At 50.6% G+C, this 13,596-nt stretch carries 15 protein-coding genes and 1 pseudogene; 13 read left to right on the plus strand and 3 right to left on the minus strand.

The features are described 5' to 3' along the window. Positions 1–13: 13 nt before the first annotated feature. A complete protein-coding gene (locus Q7P68_RS05865; protein ID WP_304223961.1) occupies positions 14–430 on the minus strand; it encodes a secondary thiamine-phosphate synthase enzyme YjbQ in 417 nt (138 codons plus the stop codon). Between the two features lie 138 nt (positions 431–568). On the opposite strand from Q7P68_RS05865, the gene pheS reads away from it, so the two are divergent. From pheS to Q7P68_RS05915, 10 genes and pseudogenes are all read left to right on the plus strand, one after another. Then, positions 569–2,173 (plus strand): phenylalanine--tRNA ligase subunit alpha, encoded by a 1,605-nt coding sequence (gene pheS, locus Q7P68_RS05870; RefSeq protein WP_304223963.1) that lies wholly within the window; start codon positions 569–571, stop codon positions 2,171–2,173. Between the two features lie 38 nt (positions 2,174–2,211). Continuing rightward, positions 2,212–3,954: a phenylalanine--tRNA ligase subunit beta gene (gene pheT, locus Q7P68_RS05875; protein WP_304223966.1), complete on the plus strand. Its 1,743-nt coding sequence runs from the start codon at positions 2,212–2,214 to the stop codon at positions 3,952–3,954. 18 nt (positions 3,955–3,972) lie between these two features. Continuing rightward, positions 3,973–4,464 carry an adenosine-specific kinase gene (locus Q7P68_RS05880; RefSeq protein ID WP_304223968.1) on the plus strand — a complete coding sequence of 164 codons (492 nt, stop codon included), beginning with the start codon at positions 3,973–3,975 and terminating at the stop codon, positions 4,462–4,464. Positions 4,465–4,561: 97 nt separating this feature from the next. Then, positions 4,562–4,795 carry an AbrB/MazE/SpoVT family DNA-binding domain-containing protein gene (locus Q7P68_RS05885; RefSeq protein ID WP_304223971.1) on the plus strand — a complete coding sequence of 78 codons (234 nt, stop codon included), beginning with the start codon at positions 4,562–4,564 and terminating at the stop codon, positions 4,793–4,795. A 68-nt stretch (positions 4,796–4,863) separates the two neighbouring features. Then, positions 4,864–5,136: pseudogene (locus tag Q7P68_RS05890) on the plus strand (type II toxin-antitoxin system PemK/MazF family toxin); the annotation flags it as partial. A 35-nt stretch (positions 5,137–5,171) separates the two neighbouring features. Next, positions 5,172–6,035 carry a VIT1/CCC1 transporter family protein gene (locus Q7P68_RS05895; RefSeq protein ID WP_304223974.1) on the plus strand — a complete coding sequence of 288 codons (864 nt, stop codon included), beginning with the start codon at positions 5,172–5,174 and terminating at the stop codon, positions 6,033–6,035. 67 nt (positions 6,036–6,102) lie between these two features. Then, a complete protein-coding gene (locus tag Q7P68_RS05900; protein WP_304223977.1) occupies positions 6,103–6,834 on the plus strand; it encodes an ABC transporter ATP-binding protein in 732 nt (243 codons plus the stop codon). 2 nt (positions 6,835–6,836) lie between these two features. After that, a complete protein-coding gene (locus tag Q7P68_RS05905) occupies positions 6,837–7,772 on the plus strand; it encodes a SufB/SufD family protein (protein WP_304223979.1) in 936 nt (311 codons plus the stop codon). Continuing rightward, positions 7,773–9,002, plus strand: coding sequence for a sensor histidine kinase (locus Q7P68_RS05910; RefSeq protein WP_304223981.1), 1,230 nt, complete (start codon positions 7,773–7,775; stop codon positions 9,000–9,002). Beyond that, positions 8,989–9,690, plus strand: coding sequence for a response regulator (locus tag Q7P68_RS05915; RefSeq protein ID WP_304223984.1), 702 nt, complete (start codon positions 8,989–8,991; stop codon positions 9,688–9,690). Before Q7P68_RS05910 ends, Q7P68_RS05915 begins: the two co-directional genes overlap by 14 nt. Before the next feature lie 38 nt (positions 9,691–9,728). Here Q7P68_RS05915 and Q7P68_RS05920 read toward each other — a convergent pair whose 3' ends face one another. Further along, a complete protein-coding gene (locus Q7P68_RS05920; RefSeq protein ID WP_304223986.1) occupies positions 9,729–9,917 on the minus strand; it encodes a hypothetical protein in 189 nt (62 codons plus the stop codon). A 246-nt stretch (positions 9,918–10,163) separates the two neighbouring features. On the opposite strand from Q7P68_RS05920, the gene Q7P68_RS05925 reads away from it, so the two are divergent. The 3 genes from Q7P68_RS05925 to Q7P68_RS05935 all read left to right on the plus strand — a co-directional run bounded on the left by Q7P68_RS05925 (position 10,164) and on the right by Q7P68_RS05935 (position 13,206). Further along, on the plus strand, positions 10,164–11,393 hold the full coding sequence (locus tag Q7P68_RS05925; protein WP_304223989.1) for an ABC transporter substrate-binding protein: 1,230 nt from the start codon (positions 10,164–10,166) through the stop codon (positions 11,391–11,393). A 67-nt stretch (positions 11,394–11,460) separates the two neighbouring features. Continuing rightward, positions 11,461–12,345: a carbohydrate ABC transporter permease gene (locus Q7P68_RS05930; RefSeq protein WP_304223991.1), complete on the plus strand. Its 885-nt coding sequence runs from the start codon at positions 11,461–11,463 to the stop codon at positions 12,343–12,345. Positions 12,346–12,366: 21 nt separating this feature from the next. Next, positions 12,367–13,206 (plus strand): carbohydrate ABC transporter permease, encoded by an 840-nt coding sequence (locus Q7P68_RS05935; protein WP_304223993.1) that lies wholly within the window; start codon positions 12,367–12,369, stop codon positions 13,204–13,206. A gap of 126 nt (positions 13,207–13,332) precedes the next feature. Here Q7P68_RS05935 and Q7P68_RS05940 read toward each other — a convergent pair whose 3' ends face one another. Continuing rightward, complete coding sequence (locus Q7P68_RS05940; RefSeq protein WP_304223996.1) at positions 13,333–13,551, minus strand: hypothetical protein; 219 nt, start codon at positions 13,549–13,551, stop codon at positions 13,333–13,335. Between the last annotated feature and the right edge of the window lie 45 nt (positions 13,552–13,596).

Raw genomic sequence — 13,596 nt, forward strand, 5'->3', positions numbered from 1 at the left:
ATCGTTGCGCCCGCTATTCCCCGATAATCTTTACCAGGACCCGCTTGCGCCGCTGGCCGTCGAATTCGCCGTAAAAAATCTGCTCCCAGGGACCAAAATGAAGTTCTCCTCGGGTAATGGCAACCACCACTTCCCGGCCCATAATCTGGCGTTTCATGTGGGCATCCGCATTGTCCTCGCCCACATTGTGCCGGTAGGAAGAGACTGGCTCATGGGGAGCAAGCTTTTCGAGCCAGGCATCAAAATCCTGATGCAGCCCCCCTTCATCATCATTGATAAAAACACTTGCGGTAATATGCATGGCATTTACCAGACAGAGCCCTTCCTGCACCCCCGATTCCCGAACGAGGTCGGCCACCTGAGGCGTTATGTTGATAAACTCTCGCTTCTTTCTGGTCTCAAACCAGAGTTCCTTAGTGAGGGATTTCATACAGATTATTATGAAGCATACTTTTAGAATCGTCCACAAATAACAGCTCCGGTCTTTACAGGAAGGCCCTTCTCGGGTAACGTATACCCACATCCCGGATAATAGCAGACATGTGGGCCGGGACTTTTGGGAGTTTTCATGGATACTCAAGCATTGGTTAAAAATCTGCATCCCCTCGAAGTCCGGATAATCCGGCATTATGGTATGCAGGATGAACTCACCATCGAAAAAGTAGAATCCGACCTCGGATTTAAAAGCGGAAACGGAAATCAGGCCCTTTCGTGGCTTTCCAGCAAGGGTCTTGTACGGGAAGTCAGGCGTGAAACAAGCATCTTTTATGAACTGACAGACTTGGGCCGCCAGTGGAAAGAACAGGGGACGCCGGAAGAACGGATGCTCAAGCTCCTTAAAACCAAGCTGGGTCTCCGGCTTCCCGAAATTGCCGAGGCTCTTGGTATCGAAAACAAGGACGTCGGCAGCGCCTTTGGAGCCCTCTCTAAAGCGGGTCTTCTTGCCATGGATGAGGCCAAACGGGTCGTGCTGGCTGCGGCGGCGGACGTACTGGACAACGGCCTGCCTGCACAGGGTGAGGCTGCTGAAAAAATGGTAACCCTGCGCCGGCTCCTCGAAAAGGCCGCCGCCGCCAGCGGCGGAGTACTGGCCGAAGGGGCCCTCACGGCACCGGAAAAGGCCGTCATGGCCGGCATTGCCAAAAAACGAGGCGCCAGCGATGCGGCCTTCCGCATCGCCGAGCGGGAAACGGTGGTCTTTGCCTTTACCGAAGCGCATCCAGAGCTTGCCAAGGCCCTGGAAGCGGCAGGCATTACGGGAGATGAAATCGGTACTCTTACGCCGGAACTCCTCGCAAGCGGCGCCTGGAAGGGAGCCGCCTTCCGGTCCTACAACGTAAAAGTACCGCCAAGCCGCCTCCTTGTGGGCCGCTCCAATCCTTATGCAAAATTCTTGGAAGATGTAAAGGATAAGCTCGTTTCATTAGGCTTTGAAGAATTCGACGGGTCCCTGGTGGAAACCGAATTCTGGAACTCCGATGCCCTCTTTATGCCCCAGTTCCATTCCGCCCGGGATATCCACGACGTGTATTATGTGGCAGAACCGACCAAGGCTAAATTTATAGAAGAACCCTGGCTTTCCCGGGTAGCCGCAGCCCATGAAAATGGAGGAGACACGGGGAGCCGGGGATGGAACTATGCCTTTGACCGGGAATTTACCCGCAGACTCATACTGCGGAGTCAGGGAACCGTACTCTCAGCCCGCCAGCTCCCGACCGCCAAGGTGCCGGGGAAATATTTTGGTATTGCCCGCTGTTTCCGCTACGACCGGGTCGACGCGACACATCTGTCGGACTTTTATCAGACTGAAGGTATTGTCCTCGGAGAAGAGGTCAACCTCAGGACCCTCTTGGGCTTCCTTGAAATGTTTGCCGTGGAAGTCGCCGGCGCCAAGGAAGTTAAATACGTTCCGGGCTACTTCCCCTTTACCGAGCCTTCGGTAGAGGTGCATATAAAACACCCGGTGCTGGGCTGGTTCGAACTAGGCGGTTCCGGCATTTTCCGGCCCGAAGTTACCAAGGCCCTAGGGGTAGACGTACCGGTAGCAGCCTGGGGTATCGGCATTGACCGTATGGCCCTCATGGCCCTGGGACTCAACGACCTGCGGGAACTCTTTAGCTATGATATTGAAAATGTCCGCCTCAGACGGGCAAAGGAAAGCAGCCGGGAATAAGGCCCTGCCGAAATGTTGCAGAGGATGGAGTAAACAAGATGCCTAAAATAGAAGTGAATGAACAGCTTTTTTACAGTCTCGTAGGCCGGCGCTGGTCGAACCGGGATGCCTTTGAAGAAGCCCTTACCTGCGCGAAGGCAGAGCTGGACGAAGATTCAGACAAAAAACTACCCGAAGCAGAACGGGTCTTAAAAATTGAGCTTAACGACACAAACCGGCCGGACCTCTGGTCCACTGCCGGCGTTGCCCGGCAGCTGCGGATCCACGGCGGCGGCGGTATTCCCCAGTATTCATTCTTCTCCCGCCCCGGGGCAGTTCAGGAATCTCAGCGCTACCGGGTCGTGGTAGATCCGGCTCTTAAAGACATTAGGCCCTATATCGCCGCCTATGTGGTAAGCGGCAAAGCCATCGATGACAGCCGCCTTAAGGACATTATCCAAACCCAGGAAAAACTCTGCTGGAATTTTGGCCGCAAGCGGCGTTCCATTGCCATGGGGGTTTATCGGACCAGTCTTATCAAGTGGCCGGTGCGCTATGTAGCCGCCGATCCCGACAGTACCAAATTCACACCCCTGGGTTTGGAGGAAACTCTTTCCCTCCGGGAAATCTGCGAAAAACACCCCAAGGGCCAGGAATACGGCTACATCGTTTCGTCCTTTAAAAAATTCCCCTATCTCACCGATTCGGCGGGAGATACCCTTTCGTTCCCGCCGGTCATTAACAGCGCCCGGATTGGAGCGGTAGAGGAGGGCGACTCGGAACTGTTCATCGAAATGACCGGCACGGACCTGGAATCCTTGACCTTAGCGGTGAACATGACCGCCTGCGATTTTGCCGATATGGGCTACACGGTGCATCCGGTCACTGTAGAATATCCCTATGATACACACTTTGGAAGAACCATTACCTTCCCCTACTATTTCCAGAAACCAACCTTCTGCTCGCTGAAGCGGGTGGAACGGTTCCTCGGCGAAGCCCTGGACGCCAAGGCCTGTGTGGCAGCCCTGGAACGGATGGGCTGCAAGGCTGATGTTGCGGAAGATACGGAAGCAGGATCCACAGAAAAAAGCCTCGGAATCCAAGTCTATCCTCCGGAATATCGAAACGACTTTCTCCATGCGGCAGACGTGGTAGAAGACGTGATGATCGGCCGTACCCTTCCCTCGTTTACGCCCCTCAAACCCCGGGACTTTACCATTGGCCGGCTCACCCCCATCACCCAATTCTCCCGCCGGGTTAAGGAATGCATGATCGGCCTTGGATACCAGGAAATGATCTACAATTATCTTGGGTCCGGCAAAGACTTCATCGAAAAGATGCGGCGGGACGGGTCCCAGATTATTCGAATCAGCAATCCCATGACCGAAAATTACGAGTATGTTCGGGACTCAGTGTTAGCATCCCTCATGATTTCCGAGTCCGTATCTGCCCATGCGGTCTTCCCCCACAAGATTTTTGAGGTGGGCAAGGTGGCGTATCGGGATGATACTGAAAATTATGGGGTAAAGACCCGGCAGCACCTGGGCTTTGTTCATGCTGCCTCGGATGCCAACTTTAACACCGTCGCAAGCCAGATACAGGCTATCTTCTACTACCTTTCCCGGGAGTACGATGTGGAAGAAGCGGAGGACAGCCGTTTTATCCCCGGCCGGGCAGCGGCGATTCTGTACAAAGGAAGCAGAATCGGCGTGTTCGGCGAACTGCACCCCCAGGTACTCGAAAACTGGGGCGTAACCATGCCCTGTACGGCCTGTGAGGTCGATCTGGACGCCCTGCTATAATTACTTAAGGAGCTTGCCATGCAAATAACCTTTGATCTGGTTCAGCTTCCGGTTCCCCAGGACCTGAATATCATTGTGGGCCAGTCCCATTTTATTAAAACCGTGGAGGATCTGGCGGAAATCATGACCGCTTCGGTGCCGAATGTAAAATTTGGACTAGCCTTTAACGAAGCCTCGGGACCCTGCCTCGTACGCAGCGAAGGAAACGATCCGGAACTGGTTAAGGCCGCCGAATCCTGCGCCCTTACGGTAGGCGCGGGGCACACCTTCTATCTTATTATGAAAAACGCCTATCCCATCAACGTGCTGGACCGTATCAAGGCCTGCCCCGAGGTCTGCCAGATCTACTGCGCCACCGCAAATCCCGTACAGGTGGTGGTGGCTATAAGCGATCAGGGCCGGGGCATCATGGGCGTTATAGATGGCTCAAGTCCCAAGGGTGTGGAAGGGGATGCGGAAAAGACTGAGCGAAAGGGCCTTTTGCGCCGCTTTGGCTACAAGTTTGCGTAAGAATAGGTGTAGCGGTTTCAATGAAACCGCTGCACAGCGATTTGTTTACTTGAATAAAGCATATACAATGTATATCTTATAATAAGAGGGAGCAAGTATGCAGACCGTAGTACAGAAATGGGGGAACAGTCTCGGAATACGTATTCCGTCTCTTTATGTAAAAGAGTTTAATTTGAAAAGCGGCAATTTAGTTGAAATTACTGAAGAAGATGGTAAAATCGTAATACACCCGCCTAAAAAAACACTCACAGAATTACTTTCAAAAGTTACCAATGAGAATAAGCATTCAGCAATAGAAACTGGGCCTTCCATGGGAAATGTAGAATGGTAAAAAAATATGTCCCTGATCAAGGCGATATTGTTTGGCTTGATTTTAATCCGCAGTAGGGACATGAACAAAAACGCCGTAGACCTGCACTTGTTCTTTCCTTTAAAGAATATAATGAAAAGATTGGATTAGCAATCTTTTGCCCTATAACAAGTAAAGTAAAAGGCTATCCTTTTGAAGTTGAAATTATTGGAGAAAAAATAAAAGGATGTGTACTGAGTGATCAAATAAAAAGCCTTGATTGGACAGTAAGAAATATTGAATATATTGAAAAAATTACAAATGATAAAAATGATAAATTTGAAGAAGTAATAAATACTGTGCTTTTAATAATAAAGAGATAAGAGCACAGAACATTTGCGTAAAAGGAGGCACTCAAATGGATGAGGCTTTAAAAAAACGGATTCTTGCGGCGCAAAAAAACGAGATTACCGAGTATTATGTATACACAAAGCTGGCGGCCCTTGCCAAAACTGAACAGAACGCCCAGGTCCTCCGGGACATCGGCGAAGCAGAGCGGCGCCACGCAGAGTTCTGGAAGACCAAAACTGGAGTAGAGGTCCAGCCCAACTGGGGCAAGGTGTGGCGGACGGTCATGCTAGCCCGTATTCTTGGGCTTACCTTTGTACTCAAACGGATGGAAAAAAACGAAGGCACCGCATCCCGCAAATATGCGGAAATTGAGGAAGCCTTTCCGGAAGTTAAGAAAATCGGTGCCGAAGAAGCGGCCCATGAACAGAGCCTCCTGGCCATGCTGGACGAGGAACTCTTGCAATATGTGGGCTCCATCGTCCTCGGTCTCAACGACGCCTTAGTTGAACTTACCGGAGCCCTCGCCGGGTTTACACTCGCCTTAGGGGATACAAAAATCATTTCTTTGGCAGGTCTTGTAACGGGTATTTCAGCAGCCTTCTCTATGGCCGCTTCTGACTACCTATCTTCCAAGGCAGAAGGGGATGCACGGGCAGCCCGATCAGCCCTCTATACGGGGGTAGCCTACCTCATCACGGTTATTTTGATGATCCTTCCCTACCTGCTTATACCCTATAAATTTGTGAGCCTCGCCATTACCCTTATCATCGTGGTGTCAATCATCTTTCTCTTTAACTATTACATATCCGTTGCCAAGGACCTCAATTTCAGGCAGCGTTTCTGGGAAATGACCTTTATCAGTCTCGGGGTGGCGGCCTTTTCCTTTACCTTGGGCTGGATACTCAAAATCATGCTCGGGGTAGACGCGTAAGAGGCTGATTCAGGGGCTAGCGCCAGAAGGTTCAAGTGATTATAGTAGTACTGAAAGGAACTCATCGTTGAACTTACTGGAAATTCGCAATCTATCACTCGTAAAAAATGGCAAGCCCCTGCTGCTGAACATTACAGCCGATATTTGGCAGGGCTATGTACATGCGGTCATCGGGCCTAATGGAGCAGGAAAATCCACACTGGCTCAAACTATTATGGGCCTTTCTGGCTACCGGGATATCGAAGGGGAAATAATTTTTGAAGGGAAACCCATACAGGGTCTTTCTGTTGATGAACGCGCCCGGCTCGGTATTACCCTCGTGTTCCAGGAGCCCGCCCGTTTCGAAGGTCTTTCGGTTCCCGACTTTATCCTTGCCGGGGCAAAGGAAAAACGACCTGGACTGGTGGACGAAGCACTGCGGGTCGTCGGCTTGGACCCCCAACGCTATCGTTCCCGGGCGGTCGATAAAACCCTATCCGGGGGAGAACGGAAGCGTATTGAGCTTGCCTCGGTTTATGCCATGAAACCCCGGCTCCTGTTGATGGATGAGCCGGACAGCGGCGTAGATATCGACTCCATTCAGCATATTTTTACCGTAATCCGGGAGCTGAAAGCGGAAGGGACTACGGTCCTCCTTATTACCCACAGCGGCGAAGTCCTGCAGCAGGCGGATCACGCATTTTTGCTCTGTGCGGGCCAGATAGTCGACAAGGGCTCCATGGACCGAATGCTCGATTATTTTAACGGACAGTGCGCCCCCTGCACCCATGTGGGTTGTCCCGACATTGACAGGAAATAGTTATGGCAGCAAACGAAAAAGAAGAACTTCTGGCAGAGCTTTTGGCGTCCATCAATCAACACCATTATGGACCTGGGGTGGCCCATATCGAAATACACGGCAACGAAGTCTTGGGGGCTCACCTGGTGGATGGACTTGAGGTCAGCTCTGAAAGTTTCTCAGATGGTGTGCGGGTCGAAATTCGGGTCCGTGCGGGCGTTCACATTGCTCAACCGGTCCATTTCTGCTTTGGCATTATTCCCGATAACGGGATACAAAAGATTATCTCCCACACGGTTATTGAAGAGGGTGCCAAGGCCCAATTTATGGCCCACTGCACATTCCCGAATGCAGTCAACGTCCAGCACCTTATGGACGCAAAGATTGAATTGCAGAAAAATGCAAGCCTTTCTTATTTCGAGCGGCATATTCACGGTCCCAAGGGCGGGGTAACCATAGTCCCAAAAACGGTAGTTTATTTGGCTGAAAATGCCCGGTATAGCACCGAATTTGAGCTTATCCAGGGAGCTGCGGGAGTGGTAGAGCTGGATTATAAAGGTTATTGCGAAAAGGACGCAGTGCTCGATATGAAAGCCCGGCTCTACGGGAGGCTCAATGACTCTATCCATATCCGCGAGGCAGTAGAGCTTAAGGGAGAAAATGCGGTCGGAGTTTTAACCAGCCATATTGCATTAAAAGAGCAGGCCCAGGCAATTATTGAAAACGAAATTATTGCCGAAGCGCCCTTTGCCAGAGGCCATGTGGACTGCAAGGAAATCGTACAGGGGGAAGCCCAAGCCCGGGCTATTCCTATTGTCTTTGTAAAAGACCATCGGGCCCATGTAACCCACGAAGCAGCCATCGGATCGGTGGATTCCAAACAGCTGGAAACCCTCTTAAGCCGGGGACTCACTGAAGACGAAGCAACCGACCTTATTATTAAGGGGCTCCTGTCATAAATGTGCCGTACGGTAGGACGTAGCCTTCTAGTGATAGCGGTCCTCCTGTACAGCCTTGGCCTTGTTTTATTTATATCCGATGCCTCATCGATTAATTTTGACCTTTGGGCTACCGTAGTTGTTTCCTGGATTTTCTTGGGTATCGCTGGCCTATTTATGGCCCTTGCGCAAACTCTGCCGGGGAAACTGCTTGCCTGGTTTGGGGCGGTAGCGGCCTATATAATCCTGGGATATTCCATAGAAGCCTACCTTACGATAAAGCTCTGTCTGGCTACGGCGTTCTTTATTATGAGCGGACTTTCCCTACAATGGCCGGGGAACGTCCTCGGCGGAGGAATCGCCCTCATGCTGTTTGCCATATTTCAGCATCCGAGCCGTATGCTGGGCGAAACCATGCTTGCGCCTTCGGTGCCCCGGATCGACCGGCCTTCGGAACTTACCTTTATCGGCGTGCTTCTTGCGGTTATGCTGTCCCTATCCTTTATCCGGGCCCTGCTTGATAAACTAAGGACCGCAGAGGAGACGGTTACCCATTTGGATGTGACCATTGACCGCCTTTCCGAATTTAATCAGGATCTCCAGCGCTATGCCCGCACCGCAGACGAAGAAGCAATTACCCGGGAACGGAACCGCATCAGCCGGGAAATCCACGACATTTCTGGCTACATTTTTACCAATATCATTGCCCTCATGGATGCGGCGATCAGCATGGGAGGCCGGGATCCTGAGGCCCTTGCCGATTTGCATACCACCGTCCGGGCCCAAGCAAAAGAGGGCCTTCAGGAAACAAGGCGGGCCCTGCGGGAACTACGGGCCAGCGATACCCATCGGGAACGGGGAATTGCCGCGATATACAAAATAAAAGCTGTCTTTGAACGGGTCACGGGCATACAGGTTGACATAGAAGCGGGCAACATGCCGCCCAGTTTCGGCGAAGAAATCGACATGGCTGTTTACCGGGTGGTGCAGGAAGCGCTCACCAACGCCATGCGGCACGGAAGAGCAAGCCATGTATGGGTCCAGTTTTGGATTATGGAAGATAAGCTGGAACTCAGCGTACAGGATGACGGTCTTGGTTCAAAAGATATTGTTAAAGGAATAGGCCTATCCGGTATGGAAGAACGGATAAAACATCTGGGCGGAACCATTCGGGCAGGCAATGCCCCGGAAGGGGGCTTTAAGGTACTCGTTCATATTCCTTTGGGAGCATCCTATTATGGAAAAAATTAAGGTAATGCTGGTTGATGATCAGCCGCTCTTTGCCCAAAGTCTGCGGACATTTCTCGAAAATTATGCTACCGACATCGTAGTAGTTGGCCTTGCTGAAAATGGTTCTAAGGCAGTAGAACTTGCTCTGGATTTGGCAAAATCCGCCGCTCCCGATAATCCAGAAAGCGGCGCCCCCGATGTGGTACTCATGGATGTTCACATGCCCATTATGAACGGGGTAGAGGCAACAAGAAGGCTGCGCTCGTATCTACCGGAAACAAAAATTATTATGCTGTCCACCTATGACGAAGACGATTATGTGCGGGATGCCCTTAAGGAAGGCGCTTCTGGATACCTCCTTAAGGATATTTCGCCCACCGAGTTGATCGCCGCCATTCGGGCTCTGCGGGGTGGCGTTATGCAGATATCGCCCCAAATTGCGGCAAAACTGGTACATCAACTGTACGATGATTCCAAACCTAAGGCGGAAGCGATATCTAAAAAATTTGAATGGTTTAATACCCTGACGAAACGGGAGCGTGAAATTTTTACCTTAATTGCGACCGGCCTTGATAATGAAGGCATTGCACGAAAACTGAACATCGCTGAACAAACGGTCCGTAACCATGTGAGCATTATTTATTCCAAGCTCGGGGTCAAGGACCGTTTCGAAATCATCCAGCTGGCCAACGAAATCCGCTACCACTAGGCGATCTGTGTGCCATCCGCCCAGCCTCGGGACTGTAGCTATTTGAGCGCTTCGAAGCGATCGCAGAAATGGGACCCCTTAGTTTTTTGATGGTGAACCAAGCAGTTCCCCTCTCGGTGTGTATCAACCTTAAACATTTTTTTATCGCTATAATAGGTTCTCTGGCCTTCCCATTGAATGCATGCATAACAGCGTTTGACGCCTGCCTTTTTCAGATCCTGTTCCATACTTTTTGCCTCCACGTGTATGCTGTCCTGGCAACACACCAGTTATTGATAATTTTTATCATAGAGTGGAGAAAAAAGCGAGAAAAAAAAGCTGACTCAAGTGGTACAATAGTACCAGCATATTTTATAACTTTTGGGACAAGAATCACTCCCCAGCAGTCTAAAGTGGACCTACACTTTCCAGGTACACAGACAGTATACCGCTGTCTGAAATCAGAGTCCTATAACTTAAAGGAGGCTAATGGTATGAAAAAGTACCTCGCCGTCATCGCCGCGTGTTCTATCGCAGCCACCGCTTTCGCAAGCGGTGCAAACGAACTGGTCATCAATTCTTATATGTCTGACCAGGCACCCAAGGAAACCTTCCAGAAATTGGTAGATGATTTCCAGAAGAAAAATCCCGACATCAAAGTAACGGTGAACACCACCGCCCACGAACAGTTCAAAACCCTGCTCCCCAGCTGGCTCACTTCCAAGCAGGCCCCGGATGTGGTTACCTGGTTTGCCGGTTACCGTATGCAGGCCTTTGCCGAAAAGGGACTCCTGGAACCCATTAACGAAGTATTCCCCGGCGGTTCCTTCGAAGCCGAATTCCCGCCGGCCTTCAAAACCGCATCCAGCTATAACGGCAATATCTATTTCATGCCCCAGAGCTGGTACTGGTGGGCAGTGTATTACAACAAGGATGTCTTCGCAAAACTGAACCTGTCCATTCCTAAAACAGCGGACGAGTTTATGGCAGTCTGCGACAAGCTTAAGGCTGCAGGAATTGCTCCCATTGCAATCGGTGCTAAAGACACCTGGACCGCCGGCGGCTGGTTCGACTACATGGACAGCGCGGTTAATGGCGGCGAATTCCATGTAAAGCTTACCAAGGGAGAAGTACCCTATACGGATCCCAAAGTAAAGAAAACCTTTGGCTATATCGCGGAATTTGCAAAACGGGGCTACTTTATGCCCAATGCGGCCAGCTACTCCTGGCAGGAAGCGGCAAACGTGCTGTTCCGCGGCGAAGCAGGCATGTACCTCATGGGACAGTTTATTAAAGACGTTGCCCCCGCGGATGTTAAAGACAAGATTGACTTCTTTAAGTTCCCCGCCTTCGAAGGCAGAACCGAATATGCTGTGGATACCCCCACTGACGGCTTTTTGATTCCTAAGAACGCCAAAAACAAAGCTGCCGCAAAGAAATTCCTTGCATACCTTGCAACCGCAGAAGCCCAGGAAATGTTCTGCAAACCCCTCGGCCGGCTCGCGGCAAACAAGAACGTGGCCGTTCCCAATGCGGATGCAAAACGTGGCCTTGATATGGTCCTCGGAGCAAAGACCGCTATGCAGTTCTACGATCGGGACGCCCCTGAAGAAATGGCTGCCAAGGGCATGAACGCCATAGTCGATATTATCGCCAATCCCTCACAGCTTGATTCTATCCTTACCGCTCTGGATAAAGAACGGGTCCGGATTTACAGCAAATAACTTTTAATAACAATCGCTTGGCCGCTGCCGCCCTGGCAGCGGCCCTGTTTTCCAAGGAGACACACCGATGACCCTGAAAATCCATAAAGACAGACTGTTGCCCTGGGCCTTTCTGGCATTACCCCTCACGATGTACCTTGTCTGGGTCATCATTCCTGTACTGCAAAGTCTGCTTTTTAGCCTTACCTACCGGGACACTATCATGTACGGCCAGAAATTTATCGGTCTGGCCAATTTTGTCCGGCTCTTTCAGGATCCCCAGTTTCATCTTGCATTATGGAATAACTTTATCTGGCTCGTATTTTTTGTCGGCATCCCGATTCCCCTGGGCTTGGGCATTGCAATGCTCTTTAACCAGGAATATCCCGGGGCCCGGCTCTATAAAACACTGTTCTACATTCCCATGACCCTTTCTTTTGCGGTCATCGGAACCATTTGGGCATGGATTTACCATCCCGATTTTGGCGCCTTGAATACCCTGCTCCGCGCAGCCCGGCTCGATAGTTGGGCAAAACAATGGCTCGGAGATAAACGATATATGACTATGGCATTGGTAGCAGTCGGCGTGTGGCGGCAGGTTCCCTACGTCATGATTTTATACCTGGCGGGCCTCAAAAATGTGCCCGAAGAACTGGTAGAAGCCGCAACAGTTGACGGCGCAAACTGGGGGCAACGGTTCCGCCATGTCATTATCCCCATGCTTGCCCCCGCGACGGTAGTAGCAGTTACCATTTCCATTATCGACTCGCTGCGGTCCTTTGATATTGTCTATGTTATGACCAATACCAAAGCCCGGGCAGCAGAAGTATTGGCAAGTTATATGTACTCCTCTGCCTTTCACTATCAGGACTATGGGTATGGATCGGCCATTGCGGTCATCCAGTTCCTGATAACCTTCGGATTCATCGTTGTCTATGTTTCCAACACACTTAAAAACGAGCTGCAGCGCTAAAGGGAGGCGACAATTATGACAATGTCTTCGAATCGGCGGTTTTTATTTAAGTTCGCCTTTTATGTAGTCGGCACTTTGCTTGTAGCAAGCTGGCTCATCCCTATAGCGATAGCATTCTTTACATCTCTTAAGTCGATGGATGAACTCATGGCGAGCCCTCGGATGTGGGCCCCGCCTAAAAAGATAGTGCTTGGCAATTTTGCAGAAGTTTGGACTAAGGTTGGCATGGCCCGCTATGTCATCAATACCCTTATTATTACTATCCCCTCGGTGATCGGGGCCCTACTTATTTCAAGCCTTGGGGCCTTTGCATTGGCCTTTTACAAGTTTAGGCTTAACAAGACGGTCCTTATTGTCTTTATTACCGGGATGCTTATTCCTTTTCAGATGCTCCTGATTCCGGTATACCGCTTTTCGGATGCAACGGGGCTTATCAACACCTATCCGGGGATTATTCTGTTTCACATCGCCTTTCAGCTTGGTTTTTGCACATTCTTCTTGCGCAATTTTATGAAACAAATCCCCTTTAGCCTTATCGAAGCACCCCGAATCGACGGCGCAAGCGACTTCTTTATTTACCGGAAAATTGTACTTCCCCTGTCGGTCTCTTCCATGGCTGCCCTGGGAGTCCTTGAGTTCACCTGGATATGGAACGACCTGCTCTGGTCCCTCATTCTGCTGCAAGTAGACCGGCTTAAGCCGGTTACGCTGGGACTTGCCAACATGCAGGGAGAGTTCATCTCCAATTACAACATGATTGCAGCGGGCTCAATCATCGCAGCGGGAGCTCCCCTGGTAATCTTCCTGCTTTTCCAGCGCTACTTTATTGCGGGCCTAACCGTTGGAGCGGAAAAGGGATAAAGGTAACTTTGTTTAGTAATGCGGCCCCCTGCAAGTACGCTAGTACGCCAGTACTCGAGTACGGCTGGGGGTATTTTTTTGCGACTTTTACAAAGAGAAACAGCCACTGAGAGGTACTCTGATGGCTTACTTTTTTTTCTGGGCCTGGTCGACCAGGGTGTCAAGAGAATCGTCCTTAGCTTCCTTTGCCCGCTTCCGCTCAACAAAATGAAGGGCTTCCTGGGCTGCAATTTGGGCATGCTCGTACCAGATCGTGTACAATTCATTGTTAATCGTGCTGGGATAGGGGGCTCCCTGCAGGGAAGAAACAAGTTCCACAATAATATCCGATGCTTTTTTACGCATTGGCAGCCTCCTTTTACTTATCTATTATAAAACATATTTTTTATT

This window comes from Gracilinema caldarium, from assembly GCF_029265695.1.
In the GTDB taxonomy this organism is placed as follows: Bacteria; Spirochaetota; Spirochaetia; order Treponematales; family Breznakiellaceae; genus Gracilinema; species Gracilinema caldarium_A.

Coding starts and splice junctions, on each gene's coding strand:
- Q7P68_RS05865 (WP_304223961.1), bottom strand. CDS start 430: ATGAAATCCCTCACTAAGGAACTCTGGTTTGAGACCAGAAAGAAGCGA.
- pheS (WP_304223963.1), top strand. CDS start 569: ATGGATACTCAAGCATTGGTTAAAAATCTGCATCCCCTCGAAGTCCGG.
- pheT (WP_304223966.1), top strand. CDS start 2,212: ATGCCTAAAATAGAAGTGAATGAACAGCTTTTTTACAGTCTCGTAGGC.
- Q7P68_RS05880 (WP_304223968.1), top strand. CDS start 3,973: ATGCAAATAACCTTTGATCTGGTTCAGCTTCCGGTTCCCCAGGACCTG.
- Q7P68_RS05885 (WP_304223971.1), top strand. CDS start 4,562: ATGCAGACCGTAGTACAGAAATGGGGGAACAGTCTCGGAATACGTATT.
- Q7P68_RS05895 (WP_304223974.1), top strand. CDS start 5,172: ATGGATGAGGCTTTAAAAAAACGGATTCTTGCGGCGCAAAAAAACGAG.
- Q7P68_RS05905 (WP_304223979.1), top strand. CDS start 6,837: ATGGCAGCAAACGAAAAAGAAGAACTTCTGGCAGAGCTTTTGGCGTCC.
- Q7P68_RS05910 (WP_304223981.1), top strand. CDS start 7,773: ATGTGCCGTACGGTAGGACGTAGCCTTCTAGTGATAGCGGTCCTCCTG.
- Q7P68_RS05915 (WP_304223984.1), top strand. CDS start 8,989: ATGGAAAAAATTAAGGTAATGCTGGTTGATGATCAGCCGCTCTTTGCC.
- Q7P68_RS05920 (WP_304223986.1), bottom strand. CDS start 9,917: ATGGAACAGGATCTGAAAAAGGCAGGCGTCAAACGCTGTTATGCATGC.
- Q7P68_RS05925 (WP_304223989.1), top strand. CDS start 10,164: ATGAAAAAGTACCTCGCCGTCATCGCCGCGTGTTCTATCGCAGCCACC.
- Q7P68_RS05930 (WP_304223991.1), top strand. CDS start 11,461: ATGACCCTGAAAATCCATAAAGACAGACTGTTGCCCTGGGCCTTTCTG.
- Q7P68_RS05935 (WP_304223993.1), top strand. CDS start 12,367: ATGTCTTCGAATCGGCGGTTTTTATTTAAGTTCGCCTTTTATGTAGTC.
- Q7P68_RS05940 (WP_304223996.1), bottom strand. CDS start 13,551: ATGCGTAAAAAAGCATCGGATATTATTGTGGAACTTGTTTCTTCCCTG.